Annotated in this window: 19 protein-coding genes; 10 read left to right on the plus strand and 9 right to left on the minus strand. The window is 54.3% G+C overall.

Going from position 1 to position 25,232, the window contains the following annotated elements; translation table 11 throughout:
• Positions 1-48 precede the first annotated feature (48 nt).
• Together gltB and GGC63_RS31005 are read right to left on the minus strand one after the other, a co-directional pair.
• On the minus strand, positions 49-4,635 hold the full coding sequence (gltB, locus tag GGC63_RS31000; RefSeq protein ID WP_192705593.1) for a glutamate synthase large subunit: 4,587 nt from the start codon (positions 4,633-4,635) through the stop codon (positions 49-51).
• Between the two features lie 853 nt (positions 4,636-5,488).
• Entirely contained in the window at positions 5,489-7,732 is a 2,244-nt protein-coding gene (locus GGC63_RS31005; RefSeq protein ID WP_192705594.1) for an S-layer homology domain-containing protein, read from the minus strand.
• Between the two features lie 268 nt (positions 7,733-8,000).
• Here GGC63_RS31005 and GGC63_RS31010 point away from each other — a divergent pair, with 268 nt between their 5' ends.
• From GGC63_RS31010 to GGC63_RS31020, 3 genes are all read left to right on the plus strand, one after another.
• Entirely contained in the window at positions 8,001-8,573 is a 573-nt protein-coding gene (locus GGC63_RS31010) for a thymidine kinase (RefSeq protein WP_079914535.1), read from the plus strand.
• A gap of 149 nt (positions 8,574-8,722) precedes the next feature.
• On the plus strand, positions 8,723-9,238 hold the full coding sequence (locus GGC63_RS31015) for a hypothetical protein (RefSeq protein ID WP_192705595.1): 516 nt from the start codon (positions 8,723-8,725) through the stop codon (positions 9,236-9,238).
• Positions 9,239-9,272: 34 nt separating this feature from the next.
• Entirely contained in the window at positions 9,273-10,142 is an 870-nt protein-coding gene (locus GGC63_RS31020; protein ID WP_192705596.1) for a polysaccharide deacetylase family protein, read from the plus strand.
• 2 nt (positions 10,143-10,144) lie between these two features.
• On the opposite strand, the gene GGC63_RS31025 is transcribed toward GGC63_RS31020, so the two are convergent.
• Positions 10,145-12,148 carry an ABC transporter substrate-binding protein gene (locus GGC63_RS31025; protein ID WP_192705597.1) on the minus strand — a complete coding sequence of 668 codons (2,004 nt, stop codon included), beginning with the start codon at positions 12,146-12,148 and terminating at the stop codon, positions 10,145-10,147.
• A 135-nt stretch (positions 12,149-12,283) separates the two neighbouring features.
• On the opposite strand from GGC63_RS31025, the gene GGC63_RS31030 reads away from it, so the two are divergent.
• Together GGC63_RS31030 and GGC63_RS31035 are read left to right on the plus strand one after the other, a co-directional pair.
• Positions 12,284-13,585: an MFS transporter gene (locus tag GGC63_RS31030; protein WP_192705598.1), complete on the plus strand. Its 1,302-nt coding sequence runs from the start codon at positions 12,284-12,286 to the stop codon at positions 13,583-13,585.
• Between the two features lie 26 nt (positions 13,586-13,611).
• Positions 13,612-14,076, plus strand: coding sequence for a YdeI/OmpD-associated family protein (locus tag GGC63_RS31035; protein WP_192705599.1), 465 nt, complete (start codon positions 13,612-13,614; stop codon positions 14,074-14,076).
• 123 nt (positions 14,077-14,199) lie between these two features.
• Here GGC63_RS31035 and GGC63_RS31040 read toward each other — a convergent pair whose 3' ends face one another.
• Positions 14,200-14,541, minus strand: coding sequence for a metal-sensitive transcriptional regulator (locus GGC63_RS31040; protein ID WP_079914613.1), 342 nt, complete (start codon positions 14,539-14,541; stop codon positions 14,200-14,202).
• 265 nt (positions 14,542-14,806) lie between these two features.
• Here GGC63_RS31040 and GGC63_RS31045 point away from each other — a divergent pair, with 265 nt between their 5' ends.
• Complete coding sequence (locus GGC63_RS31045; protein ID WP_192705600.1) at positions 14,807-16,819, plus strand: EAL domain-containing protein; 2,013 nt, start codon at positions 14,807-14,809, stop codon at positions 16,817-16,819.
• A 194-nt stretch (positions 16,820-17,013) separates the two neighbouring features.
• Here the strand turns inward: GGC63_RS31045 and GGC63_RS31050 are convergent, their stop codons facing one another.
• Complete coding sequence (locus GGC63_RS31050; RefSeq protein WP_192705601.1) at positions 17,014-18,045, minus strand: Gfo/Idh/MocA family protein; 1,032 nt, start codon at positions 18,043-18,045, stop codon at positions 17,014-17,016.
• 294 nt (positions 18,046-18,339) lie between these two features.
• Here GGC63_RS31050 and GGC63_RS31055 point away from each other — a divergent pair, with 294 nt between their 5' ends.
• A complete protein-coding gene (locus GGC63_RS31055) occupies positions 18,340-19,977 on the plus strand; it encodes an FAD-dependent oxidoreductase (RefSeq protein WP_192705602.1) in 1,638 nt (545 codons plus the stop codon).
• Positions 19,978-20,088: 111 nt separating this feature from the next.
• Here the strand turns inward: GGC63_RS31055 and GGC63_RS31060 are convergent, their stop codons facing one another.
• Both GGC63_RS31060 and GGC63_RS31065 read right to left on the minus strand, forming a co-directional pair.
• Positions 20,089-20,613, minus strand: a complete 525-nt coding sequence (locus GGC63_RS31060) for a YfiT family bacillithiol transferase (protein ID WP_192705603.1) — start codon at positions 20,611-20,613, stop codon at positions 20,089-20,091.
• 50 nt (positions 20,614-20,663) lie between these two features.
• Positions 20,664-20,966: a hypothetical protein gene (locus GGC63_RS31065; protein WP_192705604.1), complete on the minus strand. Its 303-nt coding sequence runs from the start codon at positions 20,964-20,966 to the stop codon at positions 20,664-20,666.
• 217 nt (positions 20,967-21,183) lie between these two features.
• On the opposite strand from GGC63_RS31065, the gene GGC63_RS31070 reads away from it, so the two are divergent.
• Positions 21,184-21,624, plus strand: a complete 441-nt coding sequence (locus GGC63_RS31070; RefSeq protein ID WP_192705605.1) for a GNAT family N-acetyltransferase — start codon at positions 21,184-21,186, stop codon at positions 21,622-21,624.
• Between the two features lie 187 nt (positions 21,625-21,811).
• On the plus strand, positions 21,812-22,498 hold the full coding sequence (locus GGC63_RS31075) for a class I SAM-dependent methyltransferase (RefSeq protein ID WP_192705606.1): 687 nt from the start codon (positions 21,812-21,814) through the stop codon (positions 22,496-22,498).
• A gap of 47 nt (positions 22,499-22,545) precedes the next feature.
• On the opposite strand, the gene GGC63_RS31080 is transcribed toward GGC63_RS31075, so the two are convergent.
• On the minus strand, positions 22,546-23,514 hold the full coding sequence (locus GGC63_RS31080) for a PfkB family carbohydrate kinase (RefSeq protein WP_225948629.1): 969 nt from the start codon (positions 23,512-23,514) through the stop codon (positions 22,546-22,548).
• A 278-nt stretch (positions 23,515-23,792) separates the two neighbouring features.
• Entirely contained in the window at positions 23,793-24,386 is a 594-nt protein-coding gene (locus GGC63_RS31085) for a PadR family transcriptional regulator (protein ID WP_192705607.1), read from the minus strand.
• A gap of 395 nt (positions 24,387-24,781) precedes the next feature.
• Between GGC63_RS31085 and GGC63_RS31090 the strand changes: the two genes are divergently transcribed.
• Positions 24,782-25,150 carry a DUF1904 family protein gene (locus tag GGC63_RS31090; protein WP_192705608.1) on the plus strand — a complete coding sequence of 123 codons (369 nt, stop codon included), beginning with the start codon at positions 24,782-24,784 and terminating at the stop codon, positions 25,148-25,150.
• Positions 25,151-25,232: the final 82 nt, after the last annotated feature.

Raw genomic sequence — 25,232 nt, forward strand, 5'->3', positions numbered from 1 at the left:
TTTCGAATGCAGCCAAAAGAATCGTTCAAGCCCGGCACGGGATTAATATTAGTTGCCGCCTACGCGGGAGACGTCTCTCATGTTCTCTTCGAAAGCGACCAGCATCGCTTCCTGCTGGCTCAAGCCGGAGCGCTTCACGCGCTCGATTGCCTCGAACATCCGCTTGTAATCCTTCGGAATGACCTTAACGAATTTCCAGAGATACTCTCCCCAGTTTTTCAACACACGATCGGCTACGGTGCTGCCCGTAAACGTCTCGTGGCGCTGGATTATATTGCGCAGCTCCTCGGCTTCATACGTTTCCTCGACCTGCTCGAGCAGCACCATCTCTTTATTGCAGCGTTCGCTGAATGTACCGTCATCATCCAGCACATAGGCGATGCCGCCTGACATCCCGGCTGCAAAGTTACGACCCGTTAAGCCAAGGACGACTACGCGTCCTCCGGTCATGTATTCGCAGCCATGGTCGCCTACGCCTTCGACAACGGCGCGAACGCCGGAGTTGCGTACGCAAAACCGCTCACCCGCTATTCCCCGGATATAGGCCTCGCCGTCCGTAGCTCCATAGAAGGCCACATTGCCGATGATGATGTTGTCCTCGGCGGCAAACGTCGACTGCTCGGAAGGGAAGATGGCGATTTTGCCGCCGGATAAGCCTTTGCCGACATAGTCGTTCGCATCCCCTTCCAGGGAAAGCGTGATGCCCTTCGGCACGAAGGCGCCGAAGCTCTGCCCTGCGGAGCCGTTAAAATGCAGGCGGATCGTATCGTGAGGCAGTCCCTCACTGCCGTAACGGCGGGTGACCTCGCTGCCGACGATCGTCCCGACGACGCGGTTAACGTTATGAATCGGCAAAATCACATGCACGTGCTCTTTCCGTTCAAGCGCAGGCTTGCAGGCTTCCAGCAGCTCCGTCATGTCCAGGGACCGATCCAGACCGTGGTCCTGGGCCTCGGAGCAGAATCGGCCTACCTCTTCTCCAACCTGCGGCTGGTGAAGAAGAGGGGACAAGTCGATGCCTTTGGCCTTCCAATGCTCGATGGCCTGCTTCGTTTCGAGAATCTCGGTATGTCCGATCATTTCCTCAATCGTACGGAAGCCGAGCTCTGCCATCAGCTCGCGCGCGTCCTGCGCGACGAAATGCATAAAGTTGACCACGTGCTGCGGATCTCCTGAAAATTTTTTGCGCAAATCCGGATTCTGGGTAGCCACGCCGACCGGACAGGTGTCCAAGTGACATACCCTCATCATAATGCAGCCGAGGGCGATCAGCGGCGTAGTGGCGAAGCCGAACTCTTCGGCTCCAAGCAGCGCGGCAATAACAACATCGCGGCCCGTCATCAGCTTGCCGTCCGTTTCCACCGTGATGCGGCTTCTCAGATTATTCAGCACCAGCGTCTGATGCGTTTCGGCAAGCCCCAGCTCCCACGGCAAGCCGGCATGACGGATGCTCGTTTGCGGCGAGGCTCCGGTTCCCCCGTCGTAGCCGCTGATCAGGACGACGTCGGCCTTCCCTTTGGCCACGCCGGCCGCGATTGTGCCTACTCCCACCTCGGATACGAGCTTGACGCTGATTCGAGCCCGCGGGTTCGCGTTCTTCAAATCGTGAATCAGCTCCGCCAAGTCCTCGATCGAATAGATATCATGATGCGGCGGAGGCGAGATCAATCCAACACCCGGCGTTACGCCGCGGACCTCGGCGACCCAGGGGTACACCTTCGTGCCCGGCAGCTGACCGCCTTCCCCCGGTTTGGCGCCCTGCGCCATCTTGATTTGTATCTCGTCGGCGTTAACGAGATAATGGCTCGTTACGCCGAATCGTCCCGAGGCTACCTGCTTGATCGCACTGCGGCGAAGGTCTCCGTTCGCGTCGGGAGTGAAGCGCTCCGGATGCTCCCCTCCCTCGCCTGTATTCGATTTACCGCCGATCCGGTTCATCGCGATCGCCAGGCTCTCATGAGCTTCCTTCGAGATGGAGCCGTAAGACATGGCGCCTGTCTTGAACCGTTTGAACATCGATTCTACAGACTCGACTTCTTCAATAGGAACCGGCTTGCGGTTCGGTTTAAAGGTGAGCAGGGAACGCAGCGTGGCGTACTTTTCATTTTCTTTATGAATCAGCTTGACAAAGCTTTTGAACATGCCGTAATTGTTCGTTCGAACGGCCGTCTGCAGGGCGTGGATCGTTTCCGGGTTATACAAATGATCCTCGCCGTTCTTGCGCCACTGCAGCTCTCCCCCCGTATCCAGCACACGATCCCGGCCCTCCTGCTCGGAGAAGGCCCGCTGATGACGGAGAATCGCTTCCTGGGCAATCCCCTCTATCGTCATTCCGCCGACCGGCGTATAAGTCCACGTAAAATATTTATCGATAACGGAGGAATCCAAGCCAATTGCTTCAAAAATCTGCGCTCCGCGGTAGCTCTGGATCGTGGAGATGCCCATCTTGGCCAGCACCTTCACGACGCCCTTGGCAGCGGCTTTCACGTAGTTATAAACCGCCTTTTCCGCCGTAATGTCCTTCAGCCTGCTATGGCGGACCATATCCTCCAGCGTTTCCAAGGCCAGATAAGGATTGACCGCACTGACCCCGTAGCCCAGAAGCAGAGCAAAATGATGCACCTCACGCGGCTCGCCCGACTCCAGCAGCAAGCCTACCTTCGTCCGCGTGCCTTCGCGGATCAGGTGATGGTGCAGGCCCGAGACCGCAAGCAGCGCAGGTATGGCTGCATGGCGGGCGTCTACGCCGCGGTCGGATAATAGAATCAGCGTTGCGCCGCCGGCAATCGCTTCATCCGCAGCCGCGTACATCTCATCCATCGCACGTTCCAGCGCGGACGCGCCCTCAGCCGGATTGAACAGGATCGGCAGTGTAACCGTGCGGAAGCCTTCACGCTGAATGCCGCGCAGCTTGGCAAGCTCTGCATTCGTCAGGATCGGCGTAGCCAGCCGGATTTGACGGCAGCTTGCCGGCTCCGGCCGGATCAAGCTGCGCTCGGGGCCCACCGTAGTTCCCTGCGCCGTAATAATCTCCTCGAAGTTGGCGTCGATCGGCGGGTTCGTCACCTGCGCAAACAGCTGCTTGAAGTAGCTGTACAGCAGCTGCGGCCGGTCCGACAGCACCGCCAGCGGAGCATCGAAGCCCATGGAGCCTACAGGGTCCACTCCGGTTTTAGCCATAGGCTCCAAAATTTTGCGCAGGTTCTCGAAGGTATAGCCGAACGCCTGCTGGCGCTGCAGCACCGTATCGTGATCGGTCTGCGGCACTTCAGCCGCTTCCGGCAGCTCCTCAAGCGATACCAGGTGCTCATTCAGCCATTCGCGGTACGGATGCTCGGCGACAATGCTCCGCTTGATCTCCTCATCGGATATGATCCGGCCTTCCGCCGTATCTACGAGCAGCATGCGGCCCGGCCGCAGACGCTCCTTGCGGATAATGCGCTCCGGAGCGATATTCAGCACGCCGGCTTCGGAGGCCAGGATGATGAGATCGTCCTTCGTAATATAGTAACGGCCCGGGCGAAGCCCGTTGCGGTCGAGCACCGCGCCGACCACCTTCCCGTCCGTAAACGAGATGGCGGCCGGTCCGTCCCACGGCTCCATCAGGCAGCTGTGGTATTCGTAGAACGCTTTCTTCTCATCGCTCATCGACTCATGCTTCGACCAAGGCTCGGGAATCATCATCATCGCCGCATGAGGCAGGGAGCGGCCGGACAGCATGAGGAACTCGAGCGTATTGTCAAACATTTGGGAATCGGAGCCCCTGGTATCGATGACCGGCAATATGCTCTTGAAATCCTCTCCGAACAGCTCCGTTTCGCACATGGCCTGACGCGCATGCATCCAATTGACGTTGCCGCGCAAGGTGTTGATTTCTCCGTTGTGAATGATATAGCGGTATGGATGCGCCCGCTCCCAGCTCGGGAACGTATTCGTGCTGAACCGGGAGTGAACGAGCGCCAGCGCGGTTTCAAAGGCGGGATCCTTCAGCTCGATATAGAAATGGTCAACCTGAGCGGGCGTCAGCATCCCTTTGTATACAATGGTTCGGCTCGATAAGCTCGCAAAATAGAGCGGCTGTTCACAGTTCAAGGCACGCACGGCATTCTCGGTCCTTTTGCGGATCACGTACAGCTTGCGTTCGAATGCAAGCTCCTCCACGCCGTTCGCCCCGATAAAAATTTGGCGGATAAAGGGCTCTACCGATTTGGCGGACTCGCCCAGGGAGGAATGATCCGTAGGGACTGTTCTCCAGCCTAGCAATAGCTGGCCGGCTGCCGCCACGTTCTCCTCCAAAATCTTCTCACAGGCAGCACGCTCAGCCGCATCCTGAGGCAAAAAAAGCATACCGACGCCGTATAGTCCGGCCTCCGGCAGCTCTATGCCTTCCTTGCTGCATTCCGCTTTCAAGAAGCGATGCGGAATTTGCAGCAAAATACCGGCGCCGTCTCCCGTATTCGTCTCACTGCCCTGTCCGCCGCGATGGTCCAGATTGCATAGAACGTTCAACGCTTGACCGACAATCTCATGACTCGGCTTCCCCTTGATGTTGGCAACAAAACCGATACCGCACGCATCATGCTCGAACTGCGGATCGTACAGACCTTGCTTCACTGGCAATCCTTTTCTGTTCATGTTGTACAACCTTTCTATCCTTTATTTGTTCAAGCTCTTACCAACATAATTTAGCACAGTAAAGCTTTACATACATAAAGTTAAGAATGGAAAAAAAGAGGCGACGACGATCTGTTGCTCTGGAAACTGCGATCTGGTATTGGACCCGCTTCTCTTGATGAACATGGAGATGATGTGCCTCTTTGCGCTGCAAACTATGACAATTCTATGAACCTCTCTTAAAAGGTATGATTTATATTAACACCTAAGAACCGACTAATCAATTTAAAACTATGCATTTTTTCTGCAAAATCCAATCTTTGCTCCTATATCTAACATGGAATGTTCGTGTTTCCCTGCCTCATGGACTTGAAATCATGCTTGCCTTCGGCATCGAAAGGTACACCAATCCGCTGCTCTTGATGCCGCCCACTCTCATCGCGGAAAAGGCTGATGCCTTATATTTCATCTATGAAAGGCTCTACCAGAGGCGCGTTCATATTTTCACGACCAGGCAGACGGAACCAGCATCATCGCCACCCCGGCTTCATGGGGAGCTTTCCCACCCCTTACCTCTTAGCGTTCGAACGAAGGGTCCACACGGCTCGAATCCACTCCTCCGCCCTCCACTTCTATGCTATGCATAAAATAGCTTGTCATTGCCGTTCCCTGCTGCAGATGTCCCGAAAAAATACAGCCGGCTCTTGTACCTCATCCCGCATCCGTTCCCGGCATCCGCCAGATCCCTTCGCATCTACGGACAGGCGGCCCTGAGATATTCCTCCTGATGACCGGGGCTAATAAAAAAAGGGGGCCTGCTGTCGCAGACACCCTCCTTCACGCTACCACTAACGGCAGCAGGTATGGATAATGATTAATTGGCAGGAACCGGTGTCAACCGGATCGTCGGTCTTACGGTTCCTTCCTCCTTCAGCTCATATGCCGAAGTCATAATACTGAGATAGCCGTCTTTGGAAGCCGTAAACACATAGCTGTCAGCCGACAGATTGAAAAATGCGTAATTGCCGTACGAATCAGTTTCCGTCGAATACGTAGCCTGTCCTACGGCCGTTACCCGCACCCCGGCCAAAGAGGAGGAAGAGGAGCCGGTCACGTTACCGTAGATCACCGTATGGGCCATAGCTCTGTCGTACGTATAAGCGGACGGACGAATGTTCACGTAGATCGGGGTATCTCCCATTGCATAGCCCGGCTTGGTGAATTGAAGCCTGTAATGCATCCAAGGCTTAAGGGCTGCCGAATAGCTGCCGTTGTCATCCGTAATCAGCGTAGTAATCAGCTTCTCGCTCGTACTGCTCATCTGATAAACTGCAACGGTCACTCCCGATTGCTTCACGCCTGTTGCATAATCATAGACTACGCCGCTGATTGTAGTCGCTTTAGGAACCATAAACACAGTTACCGTTGTGTTCTCGCCAGATCTGATTTCAAACGGTGCCGATACGGCGTCCTCATAGCCTTCCGCCGTGACGCGTGCTACTCCCGTACCTTCCGGCAAGTCGAACAGCATAGCTCCGTCTACATTGCTTTCCTCGGTAAACGTTTGGCCGTTCACGGTAACGGTCACCATCGCTCCAAATACTCTCTGCTGGGTTCCTGACGTGTTGTCTCTTGCCCTTACAAACAGCGTATTATGAGCCAGCTCTACCGTATCAGCCTGAACCGTTTGACCCGCAGCTACGGTGATGTTAACTCTGCCCGCAACTACATAGCCGTTTGCCTTATAGGACAGACTGTACGTCCCAGGCACTAGGCTTACGCTAAATTGTCCATTCCCATCGGTTGTCACGGATGTCACGGCGGTACCTGTTACGGCAGCTCCGCTGTAGACAGATACGGTCACGCCTGCAATGCCTTTGTTCGCTGCGTTGGTTTGACTTAATGTGTAGTCATATACATAACCGCTTACGGTACCTCTTTGGGAATACGACGAGGAGCCGCTGCCCCGGGAGGAGCCTCCTCCGCCGCCGGCTGCAGTCGAAGCAGATGCTCCCCCGCCGTCTACCTTGCCGGGCTGTTTCTCAAAGGTCGACCCTTTAGCCGCATCATTCAGCGTTACGCTATCCAGAGTACCCTGCCCTTTGACTTCAATAACATCATTGGCCGTCAGGTGATTGATCACGGTACCCGCAGCCGTTTCCAATAGGGTTTTGCTCTGAACCGTTACCTCTTGCACCTTGGTGGTACCTTCCAGCACGATGCGGACAATGCCGTTCTTCTTGTCAATAATGACTTTATTCAACACGGAATTCGCGATATGAACCGAGTTGGAGCCGCCACCGTTAATCGTCGTAGTACCTTTTACGGTAACGTTCGATAAATAAGCGTCTCCTTCCTTGATGCTGCTTGTGAGCAGGAGGTCTCCTTCGATCACCGTGTTTTGCAATTTGATTCCCGGTGCATCGATCACGACATTGCCGGCTTGAGTCGCCAAGCCTGTCTCAGGACCGTAAGTGCCTTCCTGGTTGTATACTACCTGGCTATCCGCAGCAGGCAGCGCCCGGTCCAGCATAACTACCGCTTCGGCACGCGTAATTTCTTTTTTCGGCTGGAACGAATGGTCGGCATATCCATCCACAATATGTTTTGCAACGGCTGCCTTTACAGCCCCCTGGCTCCAGGAGGAGATTTGGGCATCGTCCTTGAAACCTGCAGATGCACTCGCAGAAGAGTCCAGCTTGAGCAGACGGGAAATCATCACAACGGCTTCTTCGCGATTAATTTTATTCTTTGGACGGATCGTTTGATCCTCATAGCCTTCGATGTATCCGGCGCCGACCGCCTTCATTACATCGTTATAGCTCCAATCTGCCGATTTTACATCTTTGAAGCTCGCACTGGCGGTTGTCTTCAAATCGAAGGATCGGTTTACCAATGCCATGAACTCGGCTCTAGTGATGGAGTGATCCGGCTTGAAGGAGCCGTCTTCATACCCTTGAATCCAATTTTGGGCTACCCAGCGCGTGATTTGCTTCTCGGCCCAATGCCCCTTGACGTCGGATGCGTTCTCCGCACCGAAGGCGACCCCGAAGGAGGAGATGAACAAGCATAGGGATAGCAGGAAGGCGGTTAATGTTCTCGTTGGTCTGTAACTCACAGTACGTTATTCCCCCATATGATCTTTTTTTGTCTTTCCGGTTCCGGCCTTGCCAAGCCGTTTTTTCCTTACATTGGATAATTCCCCACTAGATATTCGGCATCGTTCCTGCAAAAGTTTATAGTTTTTCTAAAAAAAGTTTACGTGTGAAATATTTTTATGAATAAAAATGGGAAAACAAGCCATTCCGCTTAAGACCTATACTCAACCTTTCCAACCTATGCTATGATAAAATGACATATTTCACCGAGAGGACTGTCTAACCAACGTGGCCAAATTATATTTTCGGTACGGCACCATGAACAGCGGCAAATCGATTGAGGTACTGCGAACCGCTCATAACTATGAAGAGCAAGGTAAGAAGGTCCTATTATTCACTCCGGCTGTTGATAACCGTTACGGAGTAGGTACGGTAGCTTCGAGGATCGGGATGCAGAAGAAAGCGATCATTATCGATGATCATATGGATATGGTAAGTCTGGCGGCAAAGGAAAAGCCGAATTGCATCATTATTGATGAAGCGCAATTTTTGCGTAAGGATCAGATTATGCAGCTGACGGAAATCGTGGATGACTTGAACATACCCGTTATCGCCTACGGTCTGAGAGCCGATTTTATGGGCCAATTGTTCGAGGGCAGCTACCAGCTGCTTGCTTTGGCGGATAAGATTGAGGAGATCAAAACCGTCTGCTGGTTCTGTGATAAAAAAGCCATTATGAACATGCGGTGTGAGGACGGACGCCCAGTATTTACCGGGGAACAGATTCAAATCGGGGGAAACGAAAGCTACTTGCCGGTATGCCGCAAATGCTACTCTGCCAAACGTAAGGCCCAGGGATAACTTATCAAGATGGAGCGAATCCGCTCCGTCTTCTTTTTTTATAACCAGCGGGAACCTGCCCCTAACGCCCAAAATCATGAATTTCGCCCGCACCATCCCCTTCCTTCGTTCATACCATACAATAACTCGAGGAATTGGCGGTGAGGGGGATGCTGAACAAGGAACTGTTGTACAAGCTGGCCATAGCGGTTTATTTAACCGTGTGGTTCGTAGGCAGCTTCTGGATGATGGCTGCGCTGCAAAGCGGTCTTTTAAACCATGTGCTTGGAATTGATTGGAAGCTAGTCGAGGAGTATGTATATTATGCCTTGGCCGGTGCCATAGGCGGGAGTCTCTATGCTTTGCGCCTGTTTCACGAATTTTACAATCAAATCTCCGAGCGCTGGCTGTTCTGGTACCTGCTGCGTCCGATCAAGTGCGCAGGGGCGGCCGTGATGACCATCATCTTGTTTCAAAGCGGCATTCTGCTGCTGCAGACGGGTGACTCCATGCTGGCCAAGATCGGTATCGCATTCCTGGTCGGGTTCGGGTACGGCAAGGTGATGGAGAAGCTGAAGGCTTTGGCCGAAACCTTATTCAACGGAAAAAGCAACTCTTCCTCGTCTCAAGGAAACCAGAATCCCCCTTCCGACGTATGGAATGAGGACGATGCGCCAAAGCATTAACGTACAATAATAAATGGAGGTTCAAGCTGCTGTAATGCGTTCATTATCATTCCTATGGAAGACGGGCTTAGCGATCGGGATTGCGTCGCTCTTGCTTCTCTTCAGCATCTACCAATGGGGTTCCTATTCTTATACCCAACAAGTCGCGGTTCTCGCTTACCATCATCTCAGTCATGACGAACAAAGCAATGTCACCATCACTCCGCAGCTGTTCCGGGAGCAGCTGTCCTTTTTGCGCCAAAAGGGCTATCATTTCATCACATTGGACCAATTCAAGCAGTTCATCGAAGGAGCGGCTGTGCCGAACAAAGCCGTTCTTGTAACCTTTGACGACGGGTATGAGAGCTTCTATACATACGGCTATCCCATTCTCAAGGAGATGGGCATCCCGGCAGTCAATTTCGTCGTGACGAAGGACCTGCATCATCCGAAAAGGCCGCACCTGCCTTCCTTATCCCAGGAAGAAATTCGAGCCATGGCGCTGGAATCGAAAGACATCGACTTTCAATGCCATTCCCACGACATGCACGCCAAAATGAACGGCAGACCGCACCTGACTAGCCTGCTGCATAGGGAGGGAACAGCTGAAACACCGGAGGAGTACCGTCAGCGGGTTCTGAAGGATACGAATGCTTGTATTAGCAATTTGTACGAGCTGCATTCCGAACCCGTAGATTCCTACGCATATCCGTTCGGAATGTATCATCAGGAAGCTACGGAGCTTATCAGACAGGCCGGTATCAAGTATGCCTTTACCGTGGCGAGCCATATGGCGGTCCGGCAGGACGACCCGATGCAAATTCCCCGTATCAACGCAGGCAATCCAAGCATTACGCCGGAATCGCTTCACCAGACGATTATGCGCCGGGCCATTGCGCGCAAGCTGCCCGTTACCAGACTCTAGCTTCAGGCTTGTGCCGGAAACAGCAAGGTGGAGGCTTCTCCTTCCCCGCAGCCGTCGCGAAACCAGAGGTCCTTATAATCGACCCAGCCAAAAGCGCTTATTTTGACGCCCTGAAGCTGCACAGGAAACGATGCCATCTGACGCCAACGGTACCATAAAATGACCGCCCGCTCGGCAAGGAGCTCCTCCTCAAGCCGGAGCAGCTGCCGAAGCCTTGCTTCCCTGGACGGCATGGCCGGAAGTCCGGACAAGCCGCTATCCAGCCTTTGCAGGCAGTCTTCGGACAAGCAGCTGCGCAGCGGGCTCTGGCCGCCGCCGAGTATCGACCACATGGCTCCCTCTGCGTCCGTGTCCACCGGCTGCTCCAGCAGAAGCAGATCGGCTTCGGCTCGTACGGAAGGATCGGAGAGCTCTTCATAAGGAACGAATCGAACCTTTACCGTAATGCCTATTCCGTCCAAAGTCTTCGCCAGCCACGCCGCATCCCTTTCATTCCCCGCTCCGGCATAGGTGAGGAGCAGCAGCGCACACCGCTCGACACGCTCTTGTTCCTCCTGCCTCTCCTTACGGCTGCGGCCCTGTAAATCGAGGGCACCCGTCAATGCCTTCTCCTTGTCGTCGAGAACCCCGTATGGGGAGAGCTTCTCCATCCAGCTATCCTTTCGTACAAATGCATCCGCCAGCACCCCCCGGTTCCCTCCCAAGCCCTCTACAGCCGCCTGATTTCGGATAGCGTGGAATAGTGCATTTCGCAGCTCCGGCTGCTGCAGCGGTCCTCCCTTGGCCTGGTGCAGCAGGATAAACTTACATCCATAATCATGCCGTTCTACAGTAGACCAGCTGCCTTCAGCGGACGATGGCCGGGCGCCTCCGAAATGCCGGAAGTTCATCCCTCCCGACTCGAGGTCATTCTCACGTAAAGGACGAAGTCCGGAGCCTCCTCTCTGCTCAAGTAAACGGCTTTGGGGTGAATCTTCATCCCCGGATGCCTGCAGATCTGTGAGCTGCTCCCCCTCCCTGGCCTCGTAGATGTCAGGAAGAAACCACATCTCCACCCGATTGAGCTGGGATGGCCGAAGGAAATAATCCGGATTGGCATCCAGCACCAGGACGCTGTCATCCCTTCGAGTCAGCTTGAAGGGGCCGGTCCCGATGACCCGAAACGGCCACTCAGCTCCAAGCTGCCACGGGACGATGGAAGCCGCCGGGGAAGCCAGCAGCGACAACAGGTGATAGCAGCCGTATTGGCAGCGGATTTCTATTAAATACTCATGCAGCGCAGCTATGTGCTCTATCGGCGCAAACAAACGGCTGTAGGGAGAAGGCCGTTCCTCTCCCCGCACAAGCCGTTCCAGCGACCGCTGCACATCCTCCGCCTTACAGGCAGCCCCATTATGGAAGCGGACCTGCTTCTGCAAATAAAACCTCCAGCACCGCCCCTCTTCGTCCATTTCCCAATGATGAGCCAGTCCCGGGGCAAAGGTATCTATATCCGGGTCGAAAACGACCAAGGTGTCGAACAGCTGCCGGATCAGATGCAGCTCAGTACGGCGGGTCGCATAGATCGGATCGAGCATTCCCGGCTTCCGGTACGAGGGAAAGCGGAGCAAATGCCGCTGTTCTTCCCCTCCCTTATGGTTATGGAAGCCGAAGGACCCTCCGATGGCGTCATGCAGCCGCTCCCGTCCCTGCTCCGTGAACAGCGGCGATTGAAGCAGCTTCACCGCCTCCTGCAATTGACCCGCGCCGATCCACGCTTCTGCCTGCTCCAGGAGCAGCCGGTCTACATCGGCGAGAAACCGGAGCCGGGAGCTGTGACCCCGGCCGTTTCCCGGCCGCCAGCCGATCCAGCCGCGGCCCAGCAACGCCTTGATAATCAGCTTGGCGTTCCGTTCCGTACAATGCAGGCAGGCCGCGATAGCAGGAATCGTAACGGCGGCTTCCTCATGCGGACGCTCCGGCCTCCACGCCCGGTATAGCTGTGCATAATGCTCAATCAGCTGCATGGGATCACGCTCCTCCTCCCCTTACCCTCAAAAAAGGGGGAAATCTATTAAATAGAGATTACCCTTTTTATTCCCCTTTATCCAGGTACAATAAAAGCAAATCTTTGGATTCCTTCGGAAGGAGGCTCGTCTTATATGAATCCCTCTCAGCGCTCGGCCTTCAACCCGTCTGACACCCGCCATACCATCGGTCCTGCGGCAGAGGGACGTCTTCAGGTACGCATCATCGCCTGGATTACCGCCATCAGTCTGCTGGGCGACTCTATGCTGTACATCGTGCTGCCGGTCTATTGGCGGGAGTTCGGTCTCGACGCCCTGTGGCAGGTCGGAGTGCTGCTCTCCGTCAACCGTTTCGTGCGGCTGCCGTTGAATCCGCTGGTCGGCTGGTTGTACGGCCGAATCAGCAAGCGGATGGGCGTCATGCTGGCCGTAATACTGGCTTTCCTGACGACTGCCGCTTACGGAGCCTTCTCCGGCTTCATCGCACTGCTGGCGGCGCGCGCCTTGTGGGGGGCAGCCTGGTCGCTCCTGCGCATCGGCGGCTACCTTACGGTGCTGGAGGCCGCCGACGACAGCAACCGGGGGCGCCTGCTCGGCAGCTACAACGGCATCATCGGCGTCGGCAGCCTCATCGGCATGCTGGCCGGCGGCGTTCTGGCCGATGCGCTTGGCGCGCGCATCGTGTCGCTTCTGCTGGCCGCCGCCATGCTGGCCGGCATCCCGCTGGCTTGGCGGCATGTGCCCGGCGCGTCCGCCCAAGAGCGCCCCGGCGGCTCCCCCGCCGGGAAACAGACTGCGGCTCGCCGGCCCTTCGCCGCCTTGACGGGAGGCGGCCGCTCCAGGCTCGTGCTCGCTACGGGGCTTGTGACGGCCGTCGTCTTCTTCGGCGTCTATGCCGGCACGATGAGCCCGGTTATCGAGGCTCATCTGCCCGACTCCGGCACGCTGCTGCTGTTCGGCCTTTCGTTCGGCGCCGCTTCGCTCGCAGGAGTCGCGCAAGCCGTCCGCTGGGCCTGGTCCCCGTTCCTGTCGCCGCGGATCGGAGCGTGGTCCGACGGCCCCCGCGGCCGGCTGCCTCTCTTTATCGGCAGCCTTGTCCTGGCGGTTGCGGCGCTTGCACTGCTGCCGCATCCGCTGCCCTTCGCAGCATGGCTTGCGGTACTGCTGGCCGCCCAGCTGGCCAACACCGCCATCGTCACGCTGAACGACGCGCTGGCGGCCGACGCCGCGGCGGGCGAATCGCGTGTCGCCTATATGACGACCTATACGACGGTCGTCGATGTCGGGGCCGCGCTGGGCCCGCTGGCCGGCTACGCACTGATCGACTCGCTCGGGCTCGCCGGGGTGTACGGCCTATGCGCGGCGCTGCTCCTGTTGCTTAGCTTGGCCTGGCTTATTGAAGCGCGAATGCGTTCCCGCCGCTCCCGCGTGGTATAATAAGACCAAAAAGGAGCGAGACGGTTATGCCCGCATTTACAGCCCGGCTGATCCGCCCCGAAGGAACCGGAACATGGACCTATTTGAACGTTCCCTTCGATGCGGAGAGCCTTTTTGGAACCAAAGCCCACATCAAAGTCAAAGGCACTGTCAACGGAATTCCGTATCGAAGCACGCTGATGCTTCATGGGGGCGGAACCCACTACATGGTGGTCAATCAAGCCATCCGCGAGGCCGCCGGCGTTCAAGCGGGCGATACCGTGGAAGTAACGATGGAGGAGGATACGGAGCCTCGCGCCGTCGATATTCCCGATGATCTCCAAACGGCATTGGAGGAGCACGTGGAGGCCGGACGCTTTTTCGCCAAGCTCCCTTATTCCGCCCAAAAGGTGTACGTCGATTGGATCGAAGCCGCCAAAAAGGCCGATACGCGTACCCGCCGCATACAAAAAGCCGTCGCCCTGCTGGAGGAGGGCAAACGGCTGAAATGAATGGCCCTCGCTGCATGACAGGCCGGGACCGGCTTTGACGGTATATAAATATGAAAAAAGCCCGCAGCTGCCTGTTCAGCGCGGGCTTCTCCCGTGGTTATACACAAATGGGCTGAATGACCGTTATTTCATCAGCTTACCTATCGTTTTGAGCAGCTCGTCGACGACTTCCTTATCCCCCTGCTCCAGACGTTCGACAACACAGGACCTCATATGCCCTTCGAGCAGCACCTTCCCTACACTGTTCAGAGCGGATTGGATAGCGGCGATCTGATTGAGAACATCATCACAATAGGTGTCCTTCTCAATCATCCCCTTCACACCCCGAATCTGGCCTTCGATCCGGTTCAAGCGGGAGATCAAGTTATCTTTGACCTTATCCGAATGATGGCTTTTCCGGGTTCCGTCCACGGCGCAGCAGGCATCCTCTTCGTTCAAGGCATTGTGATTTATTACAGTTTCCATATCTTTGGCGCTCATCATCAGTCACTTCACTTTCTATAGCGGACGAGCTCACCGCTCCCGCCGTTTTTATATATTATACAATACCCCTCCCCGGTTTCAAACCCATTTCCCCTGGCATGGCCGCAAGTCCGACGGAATAGGTGCGGGGGCCGGAGCTTTCTAGAAAACTTCGGGCCGTTATGCAAACTTTCTCTTTAATATGCCCCGAGGATACACTATACTGAATCTATTATTTGACGATAATAGAAAAAAGTAGGTCTTAACCATGGAACATCTTCACGTTCATTATAACGGTTGGATTGTCTTGCTTTCCTTTGTCATTGCCTTGCTGGCTTCTTATTCCGCCCTCAATCTGGCAGGCAAAATCTCGCGTGCGCGGGGTAAAAGCAAGTACGTATGGCTGATGACCGGCTCCTGCGTCATGGGCTGCGGAATCTGGTCTATGCATTTTGTCGGCATGCTCGCCCTTCATACGGATCTCCAGATCCGCTACGATATTACCATTACCTTATTATCCGCACTGGCCGGCATCCTGTCCTCCTTCATTGCGTTTCGGGTCACGATGGATACGCAGATGAACAAATGGAGGCTAGGGATCGGCGGCGTTGCGATGGGCGGTGGCATCGTGGTCATGCATTACTCGGGGATGACCGCCATGCGAGCTTCCTTTACCATGTCATATGACCCTTACCTGTTTGCCGCCTCCGTCGCTGTGGCCCTAGCCGCCTCTTTCGCCGCCTTGTATTTATTCCGCCAATTTCGCCGTTCGCCCGACTTTAGCCGCTGGAAGCTGCTGTCCGCGGTGGTTATGGCCATTGCGGTATGCGGCATGCACTATACCGGCATGGCGGCCGTGCTCATGGCCCCCGGCGAGTCTGCCATTTCGGCAGACATTGCCAGTGAGCCGTCCTTTTTTCTGGTGATCGGAGTTTCATTGGCTATGCTGCTTATTTTGGCCGTGTCCTGGGGAGCCATCTTCTTTGACCGCCACGTCTTGGAGCGTATGGCTTACAGCGATCCGCTGACCGGACTGGCGAACCGCCACGATCTGACGCGTTTTTTCGAGGAGCAGTTTCTTCCCGGAACGGAAGGAGCCGTCTTCTTCCTGGATCTGGACCGTTTCAAGACAATCAACGACACCCTCGGGCACGATATCGGAGATTTGCTCATTCGCGAAGTATCCCGGCGGCTGCAGCAATGTGCCGGAGATAACTGCAGCATCTTCAGGTTGGGTGGGGACGAGTTCCTCGTTGCCATCAAGGAAAACAGCCTCGAATCGGTGCAAGCTTTGGCGGAGCGACTGCTGAACGATATCAAGAAGCCATACTTCCTGGAGGAAAACGAGCTGTACGTCACAGCCAGCATCGGCATCAGCCTCTCTCCGATTCACGGGACCGACCGGACCGCGCTGTTGAAGGCGGCAGATACGGCCATGTATAATGCGAAAGCAGCCGGTAAGAACCGGTACCGGATCTTCGACGAGGAAATGGATCGTCATATGATCCGCAAGCTGGAACTCGAGAAAGATTTGCGCAAGGCGCTTGCGCACCAGGAGTTCTTTGCCGTGTACCAGCCGAAATGCGATGCGAACAGCAACCGGATCGTCGGCATGGAGGCGCTGCTGCGATGGAACCACCCGCGCTTGGGGATCATATCTCCAAAGGAATTCATCCCCATTGCGGAAGATACAGGCTTGATCATTCCCATCACGCACTGGCTGCTGAAGGAAGTATGCAGGCAGAATCGGTATTGGCAGGAGCAGCAGCTTCTTCAGGTATGCGTATCCGTCAATATGTCCGTCCGAATTTTTGAAAGTCATGCGCTGTACGATATGGTCGAGGAAGCTCTCGGGCAATCTGGACTGGAAGGCTCTTATTTGGAGCTGGAAATTACCGAATCGATCGCCATGCATGACGCAGAGGATACGAGAGAGCAGCTTCAGCGGCTTCGGCAGCTGGGTGTCCGCATCTCGCTGGATGATTTCGGAACAGGCTATTCCTCCCTTGGGAGCCTGGACGAAATGCCGGTCGATACGCTCAAGATCGATCAGAGCTTTGTCAGTAAAAGCCAAATTCTATCCAAGCAGGCGATCATCAGCAATATTATTGCGATCGCCAAAAATTTGAATTTGGAGGTCATTGCCGAAGGCGTCGAAACCGAAGAGCAGATTCGATTTCTTCAATCCCGGGGCTGCCATGTCATGCAGGGCTATTATTACGGCATGCCGATGAAGGCGGATGAAATCCGACTGCTTGTCAAGGAGTCCGTACCGGGGTAGCAGGGCAGAAAATAGCATGGCTGCCCTAGATTCTTTGTAGCCCTTCTCCTGCCCCATTCTCTCTTTTGAATCCATCGGCCCTCTATAAAGGGAGACCCTGGCTTCGCTTTGTATTCAAATACTTTGAAGGAAGTCCCACAATTTATTGAAAAAGGCCTGGTTCACATTAATGAGAACCAAGCCTTTTTCCCTTCTTACAAGGTAATGTCCGCCAGATGAATTTTACGCCCTTCCTTGGCGCTCTGCAGAGCACCGTACACCATAGCCATGCTCTTGATGTTGTCCGCGCAGAACGTCTCCGGCTTGCGCCCTTCGACGAGTGCGGCAAACATTTCATCAAGACATCCCTTATGACCGCTGCGCCCGCTCCAGTCCAGGTTCGCCTCCACACGGCGGAAGCGCTGCTTATCCGCCTGCTCCTCCGGCGGAAGGACGACTTCGGCGAACGGAGGAGTCGTTCCGTCCCAAATCGCCGTACCGCTGCTGCCGTTTACCCTCCATTCCGCTTCCCAGGACGTCGGGCTTCCCTCCGCGCACCAAGAGCCCCGGTAACAGAATACGCCTCCATCCGAATATTCGAATATGCATACGGCCGCCGCATTGCCTGCGTACCAGGAGCCGGCGGGGTTGAATTCATGGCAGTAGACGGATACCGGGTCCTTGCCTGTGATCAGACGGGCCTGATCGAACGTATGGATCGCCATATCGAGCAAGAGCGGGCTCTCCATCGCATCGCGGAAGCCTCCGAAGTGCGGACCGAGGAAAAAGTCTGCATTGACGAAGCCTATCCGGCCGATTCCGGCGTTATCGATCAGATCGCGAAACGCCCGGATCTGCGGCAGATACCGCCGGTTCTGCATGACGGCATAGATACGCCCCCGCTGCTCGGCTAGCGCAACCAATCGCTGTGCCTCCTGCATGGAGGTCGTCATCGGCTTCTCTCCGAAGACATCGCAATCGAGCTCTAAGGCGGTGGTTGTTACCGCCGCATGGCTCTCCGGTATCGTGACATCGAATACGAGATTCGCTCCGGATTCAGAGATGGCTTGACTCACATCATCATAAATGCCGCAGCTTATGCCGTAACGCTCCGCCATAGCTTCCGCCGCTTCCTTGCGTATATCGACCATCGCTACGATCTGCGAATCCTCCCGCTCCAGCGCATATTCAATCCAGGCCTTGGACATGCCGCCGCATCCGATAACGGCAATGCGAAATCGTTTCATCTGGCTTCCCCCTTTAATGGTCATGAACCGTCTATTTGCATCATACCCGAACCTGACTCCCCTGTCTTTATTCGATTTGGCTCAATTCCTCTCCTTTATGGCTTATTTTCCCTCCCCCTCCCCCAGGGCTATGAGGTGCAAAAAAACGACATCCATCGAGTCGCAGCTTCCATTTCGACACCTCTAGGCCATTAAGATCAATTTGTCGAAAAATAACGGTTTTCGTAGGGCCAAAGCCATGGTATAAATAGATTAGGCTAGTTTAGCAAATTATGACAGGAGTGGAAATAAGGAATGAAGAAAAAAGTCGTCGTCCTTGGGGGAGGCGTAGCCGGAATGAGCGCCGCTCACGAGCTGATCGAGCGCGGCTTTGATGTCGCTGTATATGAAATGAAAGGAATCCCCGGGGGTAAAGCCCGCTCCATGCCGGTACCCGGCAGCGGGACGAATGGGCGCAAGGATTTGCCGGGCGAGCATGGCTTCCGTTTTTTCCCGAGGTTCTACAAGCATATTATCGACACGATGGAGCGGATTCCCTATGGCAATAACAAGCGCGGAGTTGCCGATAATTTAGTCGAAGGAACACGACTCGGTCTTGCGCGAACAGATGATGTTCCTGTCGAATTCGTTACCGAATTTCCAACCTCCTTGTCTGACATAAAGTCATTGTTCAAATCATTGTTCGACAATCATCTGGGACTTACGGAGCAAGAGGTCGAGCATTATCTGAAGCGGATCTGGCAGGTTATGACAAGCTGCAATGAACGCAGGTCCGAGGAGTATCAGAACATTCCTTGGTGGTCCTTCATCCAGGCGGACCAGCAATCGGCCAATTTTCAACGGGTATTCACCGGCATGACGAGGATTTTGGTAGCGGCCAAAGCCCGCGAGGCCAACACGGCGACCGTGGGTACGGTAGGAGCACAAATCATGCTGGATATGGTCATGCCCGGCGGCAGCGCAGATCGTCTGCTGAACGGACCGACGAACGAGGTATGGATCAATCCGTGGCTCGATTATTTACGCCAGTCTGGCGTCGATTACCATTTGAACGCGAAGGTGGAGCGAATCGATTGCAAGGATGGCGTCATCACCGGGGCGACCATAACCGAATTCGGGAATACATACGACGTTAAGGGCGACTACTATATAGCCGCATTTCCTGTCGAAGTCATGGCCCAGTTCCTGACTGACGAAATGCTGCGAGCCGACCCCACTTTGTCGAAAATTAAAGAATTGGCAAACGATGTCGATTGGATGAATGGAATCCAGTTTTACTTGAAAGAAGACGTACCCATTCTCCACGGGCATATGATTTATATGGATTCGCAGTGGGCGCTGACCTCCGTTTCCCAGAAGCAGTTCTGGCCCCACACCGATTTGGCGCAATACGGTGACGGAGAGGTTCGGGGCATCATCTCGGTCGATATTTCCGATTGGGAAGCCCCCGGAGCTCTCTTCGGCAAAAGTGCCCGGCACTGCACACGCGATGAAATTATGCAGGAAGTATGGCATCAGCTTAAGGCCAGCCTGAACGTGGGCGGGCGTGTCGTGCTTGAGGACAGTATCATTCATTCCTGGTTTCTTGATGAAGACATCCAGCTGCCGAACCCTGACGGAGTTGCTGCGAATCTGGAGCCTCTCTTGATCAATAAAGTCTATACATGGGAAATGCGCCCGCAGGCTTATACGGCCATTCCGAATCTGTTTCTCGCTTCGGACTATGTAAAAACGAATACGGATCTTGCTACGATGGAAGGTGCCAACGAAGCGGCACGGCGTGCCGTCAACGCGCTGCTGGAAGCGTCCGGCTCCAAGGAAGACCGTTGCGAAGTTTGGGAGATGTATCAGTTCGGCGCTTTGATGCTTCAGCGCTGGCATGATGAGGCGCGATTCCGCAAGGGCCTGCCTTGGGACGGAGATATTTTTTAAGAAAATAGACCGGGCATCGTATGTTCAAAGTGATCTCGTAGCAAAGAACCTGACAAGCAGAGCTGAGCAGCCCTGTAGTCAGGTTCTTTTTCCCTCAAATTGAGGCTGTTCTCACCATTCTTTTCTTTTTCTGAGCTGCGCAATATGTGCCGTATGATGGCGCCCATGCCAGGCATAAGTCCCCAGATTCACATCCAGACGCACCACTCCCGAATCCGGATGGATGAAGGTCCTCTCCCACTGCTCGGGGCTCAGAGAGCGAAGCAGCCTCCCCCAACGTGCATGAAGCTGATCAAGCAGAGCAAGGGAAAGCTCCAGCGGCGCTTCCCGGCTGTCCGCAAGCTCCGCCCAGGCCGCCTCGTCGTAAGGCTTGATGGTGGGCTGCTCTTCCGTAAGCGCCAGCTTAAAGCGAGTAAGGCTGTTCATATGACTGTCGGCCAAATGATGCACCACCTGGCGAACCGTCCAGCCGCCAGGCCGGTAAGGCTCATTCAGCTGCTCTTCCGTAAGCCCGTCCACGGCATCCCGCAGCTTCCGAGGCAGCTGCTCGATCTCCTCGATCCACAATTGACGCTGCTCCGGGGTAATCTCCCCATTCCATTCAAACCGCCCGACAGGAAAACGCAAAGCTTCCATAGGTATCCTCTCCTTTATCTTGGCTTATTCCGAATTCGGCCGAGCTTCCTTTAATCTCCGCCGCCTCCTCCACCATCCCCGCCGCTTCCGCTATCTCCGCCTCCGTCATGCGAACCGCTGTGGCTATCCCCATGATGGCTATGGTGACCATGATGCCCGTGATGATGATGATGGTGGTGGTGATTCCGATGCTCCCCCTCGGAGCTATCTGAAAAGATGAAGCTGCTCGACATACTGGAATGATTATCGTCGCGCCGGTGCCGATTTCGTTGATTGGATGATGCTTTGGATAGATTGAATAATAGTAAGACTATAATGATAAGAACAATGATAACTCCAATACCTATTTCCATCCTATCCGCTCCTTCCTCTTTCATGGATTGGGAAATATGGAATGATATTTCTCTATCTTTTATTGTATCGAACCGAACCGTTTGTTGCAAAGAGAGCATACCAGCTCCCGATCGTCTCCGGGCTTGCAGCTGCATTTGACGTACCGCTTCCGTTCATGTCATGATGAGATTGATGTGTGTTCCCGTTAAGAAGCTAATTAAAGAAGGAGACCTAGCAATGAAACAGACCATTCATGTCACGACCCAAGAACAGCTAAACCAATGCCTTGACATAAGAAAAGAAGTGTTTGTCCGCGAGCAGAAGGTCGATATAAGCTTGGAGATCGACGAATTCGATGAATCTCCGCAGGCCTGCTATCATATTCTGCTTCTGGAGGACGGCAAGCCGACGGCTACCGGCAGAATGCGCCCCTACACAGACGATACCATGAAGCTCCAGCGAATCGCCGTACGCCAATCTTCCCGCGGCACGGGTGCAGGCAGAGCTATCGTGCTTGGTCTGGAGGAAGAGGCCAAGCGGATCGGCTATGCTTATACCCTTCTGGATGCGCAGTGCCAAGCAGAGCCCTTTTACGCCAAGCTCGGTTATGTCACCATTTCGGAGGAAACCTTCCTTGATGCAGGCATTCCGCATGTTCGGATGAAAAAAACATTATAACTTGTCATGACAAAACAAAGAGCGCTTTGGCCCCTTCCCGTACGGGATCGATCTAAAGCGCTCTTTTTGTTCATGGATGGATCTGGATCTGAGAACGAAACCAGCTATTTTGGATATTATTTGCAAATAAGGAAAATGGTACAATATTCTCATATCCAACTATCCTGGTATAGAAAGGAGCCTGCTCATGGCACAATATGACTCCTTTGCCGAACAATATCGTCAGATGGTTCAAACCGGCGGACCTGAACCCGCCTACCGCTATATTATCCGCCAATTGGAGGCGTTAACAGATCTGAAGGGCCGCAGTCTGTGCGATATCGGATGCGGCCAAGGGGAGCTTAGCTCCAGGCTGGCCCAATTAGGCGCCTTGGTGACCGGTGTCGATTTGAGTGGAGCCCTCCTTACATACGCCAAAGAAAAAAACGATCAGGTGAACTGGATACAAGACGATGCGATGGAGCTGCGCCGCCTTCCGGATGCTGCCTATGATTACGTCGTGTCCAGCGTCATGCTGATGGATGTTCCCGATCACCGGAAGGTGTTCCGGGCCTGCCACCGTATTTTGAAGCCGGAGGGCATCATGATCTGGGTCATCATGCATCCATGCTTTCAGTCTCCGTTCAGCCATCCGTTAGGCGACGGCTCCCGCAAGGTAATGCAGTATGCGCCTCAATTTTGGAAGTCTGCCGGGACAGGAACTATCCGTTCCACGCTCGGAGCCTATCACCGGCCGCTTTCAGCCTATATCAACGATTTCATGTCGGCGGGCTTTTCGCTGCTGCGGGTAGATGAGCCGGAAAGGCCTGATACTTCGGTCGATCAGCTGCCCTCACTTTTCGCCGCCGTCGGCCAAAAGCTCTCCAATCCATGAGGAAAGGAAAGGAGGCCTGCCCATTATGGACCGGCCTCTCTCTTATGTTACAGAGCCTCCACTTCCGCCAGCGTCGGCAGCGCAGGAATCGCTCCCCGACGGGTTGTCGTTACCGCCCCTACTTTGTTAGCGAACTTGAAAATCTCCGATACAGCGGCTTCATCCGAGAAGAAGTTCTCCAGACCTTCGGCCGTGTATCCGCCTTCCACGAGCTTATAGAGCATAGCGCCAACGAAGCTGTCACCGGCTCCTGTCGTATCTACCGCCTTCACCCGGACCCCTGGAACCAATGTCATCGCATGGCGGGTCACGACAAAGCAGCCTTCTTCGCCACGCGTTACGACGACCGCTTTCGTTCCCATCATCAGTAGCTGCTGAACGGCTTCGGCCGGCTCCGTATTGAGCAGAAAGGCGGCCTCTTCCTCACTGACCTTAACAACATCAGCCAAGGCAATGTGGCGAAGCACCTCTTGCCGCATTGTTTCTTCATCAGGCCATAAGGCAGGACGCAGATTCGGATCGTATGAAATGATCCCGCCGAACGCTTTGACCCTGCGGGCCGCCTCCAGCGTCGCTGTACGGCATGGCTCGCTGATCAAGGATACCGAGCCAAAATGATAGATGGCCGCGTCCTCCAGCCAACTATCGTTCAGCTCTGCAGCCTCCAGAAGCATGTCTGCCGCCGGTTCGCGGAAGAACAAGAAGTCCCTCTCTCCATCTTTGCGCAGCGACACGAATGCGAGTCCCGTTCTGGCCGCATCCGTCTCTACGAGCGCCGTTTCCACTCCCGCTTCCACAAGCGTGTTTCGCAGATAGCGTCCGAATGCATCATTGCCAACCTTGCCTATAAAACGGGAAGATCCGCCCAGCTTTGCTACCGCTGCGGCTACATTGGCGGGAGCTCCACCCGCAGCCCTCTGAAAAACCGGTACTTGCTCCAGAGGCTGGCCGTTTTCTTCCGGCACAAAATCAATCAAAAGCTCGCCCAAACAGACAATCATCGTACGATCGTTCATCCTTCTACCCTCACTTTAAATCACTAGATTAGTCATTGGCTTGCACAATTTTTTCATATATTAACCATAGCATAAAAACCGGACAAAGGCACGTTTAGCCCCATCGCATAGTAGGAACGGAGAACTACAATAGGGAGACACCCTATGATTTTTCTCCCACTACTTTGAATACAAGGTCTCTATGTGAAGTGTTACTTTCGGGCTAAGACGCGCCTATTAGTAAAAAAAGATCCACCTTACGGGTTAGACGCATAAGGTCGATCTTTAGCCGGGCCGATCTATGATCTTTTGCCGAGGTTTCCTTGCACTGAATCCGAATCAAGGCTGCCTTGCTCCCTTAGCAGCTGCAAAGCCCACTCGCACCATTCCATCTCCATCCTGGCGTTATCCAGGGCGCGCTTCAACAGAATATATCTCCCAAAGGAAGGTGAGCTAAGGCTTCGGGTTCCTCCCTCTTCTTCCATTTGCTTATGTAACGTTTCGAGGAAGGCTTTTAATTTTACGGATCTTTTGGTAAAAGTCTGCAAACGCTCCTCAAACAGCTGCACCGCCTTTTCAGGATCCGCGAGCCATACTCCATACAGCTTTAGAAGCAGCTCATCCCGTTTCACCGGCTCCGAGGTCGGCTCCGGAATCCACTGCCGAAGCGCCGCAATCCCGCTTTCCGTAATGGAATACACCTTTTTATCCGGCTTCTCCTTTTGCGGTACCGCAACAAATTGAACCAGTCCGTTCTGCTCCATTTTGGCCAGCAGCGGGTAGATTTGACTGTGCTTGGCTTGCCATACAGGCTGAATCTGCAGCATAAGCTCATAGCCTGTACACGGCCCTTGCGAAAGCAGGGCAAGCAGTCCGTAAGAAAGAGTATTCATGGCCCCTCCACGTGAATCGGTCCCTCGGTTGACAGATGAATGGAACCGTAGTACTATTTTCTCGTGCCTATTATATGTAAAAATGTACATATAATCAATAGAACGGCTCGTCTTACTGCGCACTAATAGATGTACAAGCTAACAGGGGATAACCTCGTAATTCGCAGCATTGGCCTCGAAGCCGATTCAGGTACTTTGCTGAGAGCCCCAAATTTATCTATTCTAGTATTTGGAGAACACCTCTTGTGAGGTCTTTCGATGATAGCGACCTTAAAGTTGTGCTTTAGCAAACCTTGCTGCATAAGCAAGGTTTGTTTATCGCCCATTGTGGAATAATAGGGCCCTGCATCCGCATTGCGCCCCATATCTATTGTAATATAAGGGAGACATACACCATGCCTTATTTACGTTTTAAAGGTTTTCCCAGTGAATTTCTTAGATCGATAGCTCCTCAAGTTGTTGAGGATTTTGCCCAAATTGTCAGCATCGCCAAGGAAAAGGTAAAGATCGAATTGCTGCTGAGCGAGGCTATCACGCAGGTTCCGCTTAGTGTCGAGATCCTCATGTTTCCGCGAAAGCAGGAGGTACACGATGCCGTCGCCGCGAAGCTGAGCCGGCTGCTCAAGGATTTCGGCTATGAGCAGGTCCACCTCTTTTTCGTGATTCTGAATCCCATGCTTTATTATAAGAACGGAGAGCCTCTCGTTTCGGCCGGACAGACTTACGGCCCTTCTGAAGGCACCACAGTCCCGGGGCTCGGGTAGCAGGCTCCATTCCAAATCGAAAGCATCCACGTCGAACGTACGCGGATGCTTTTTTGCTGCATCATGAAAAACCCCCATCTCC

The sequence above is a fragment of the Paenibacillus sp. OAS669 genome, from assembly GCF_014873645.1.
Lineage (GTDB): Bacteria > Bacillota > Bacilli > Paenibacillales > NBRC-103111 > Paenibacillus_S > Paenibacillus_S vulneris.

Bases quoted from the DNA above. Each gene is read 5' to 3' on its own strand.
- gltB (WP_192705593.1), bottom strand. From the start codon at position 4,635: ATGAACAGAAAAGGATTGCCAGTGAAGCAAGGTCTGTACGATCCGCAG.
- GGC63_RS31015 (WP_192705595.1), top strand. From the start codon at position 8,723: ATGCTGAACAAGGAACTGTTGTACAAGCTGGCCATAGCGGTTTATTTA.
- GGC63_RS31020 (WP_192705596.1), top strand. From the start codon at position 9,273: ATGCGTTCATTATCATTCCTATGGAAGACGGGCTTAGCGATCGGGATT.
- GGC63_RS31025 (WP_192705597.1), bottom strand. From the start codon at position 12,148: ATGCAGCTGATTGAGCATTATGCACAGCTATACCGGGCGTGGAGGCCG.
- GGC63_RS31030 (WP_192705598.1), top strand. From the start codon at position 12,284: ATGAATCCCTCTCAGCGCTCGGCCTTCAACCCGTCTGACACCCGCCAT.
- GGC63_RS31035 (WP_192705599.1), top strand. From the start codon at position 13,612: ATGCCCGCATTTACAGCCCGGCTGATCCGCCCCGAAGGAACCGGAACA.
- GGC63_RS31040 (WP_079914613.1), bottom strand. From the start codon at position 14,541: ATGGAAACTGTAATAAATCACAATGCCTTGAACGAAGAGGATGCCTGC.
- GGC63_RS31045 (WP_192705600.1), top strand. From the start codon at position 14,807: ATGGAACATCTTCACGTTCATTATAACGGTTGGATTGTCTTGCTTTCC.
- GGC63_RS31050 (WP_192705601.1), bottom strand. From the start codon at position 18,045: ATGAAACGATTTCGCATTGCCGTTATCGGATGCGGCGGCATGTCCAAG.
- GGC63_RS31055 (WP_192705602.1), top strand. From the start codon at position 18,340: ATGAAGAAAAAAGTCGTCGTCCTTGGGGGAGGCGTAGCCGGAATGAGC.
- GGC63_RS31060 (WP_192705603.1), bottom strand. From the start codon at position 20,613: ATGGAAGCTTTGCGTTTTCCTGTCGGGCGGTTTGAATGGAATGGGGAG.
- GGC63_RS31065 (WP_192705604.1), bottom strand. From the start codon at position 20,966: ATGGAAATAGGTATTGGAGTTATCATTGTTCTTATCATTATAGTCTTA.
- GGC63_RS31070 (WP_192705605.1), top strand. From the start codon at position 21,184: ATGAAACAGACCATTCATGTCACGACCCAAGAACAGCTAAACCAATGC.
- GGC63_RS31075 (WP_192705606.1), top strand. From the start codon at position 21,812: ATGGCACAATATGACTCCTTTGCCGAACAATATCGTCAGATGGTTCAA.
- GGC63_RS31080 (WP_225948629.1), bottom strand. From the start codon at position 23,514: ATGAACGATCGTACGATGATTGTCTGTTTGGGCGAGCTTTTGATTGAT.
- GGC63_RS31085 (WP_192705607.1), bottom strand. From the start codon at position 24,386: ATGAATACTCTTTCTTACGGACTGCTTGCCCTGCTTTCGCAAGGGCCG.
- GGC63_RS31090 (WP_192705608.1), top strand. From the start codon at position 24,782: ATGCCTTATTTACGTTTTAAAGGTTTTCCCAGTGAATTTCTTAGATCG.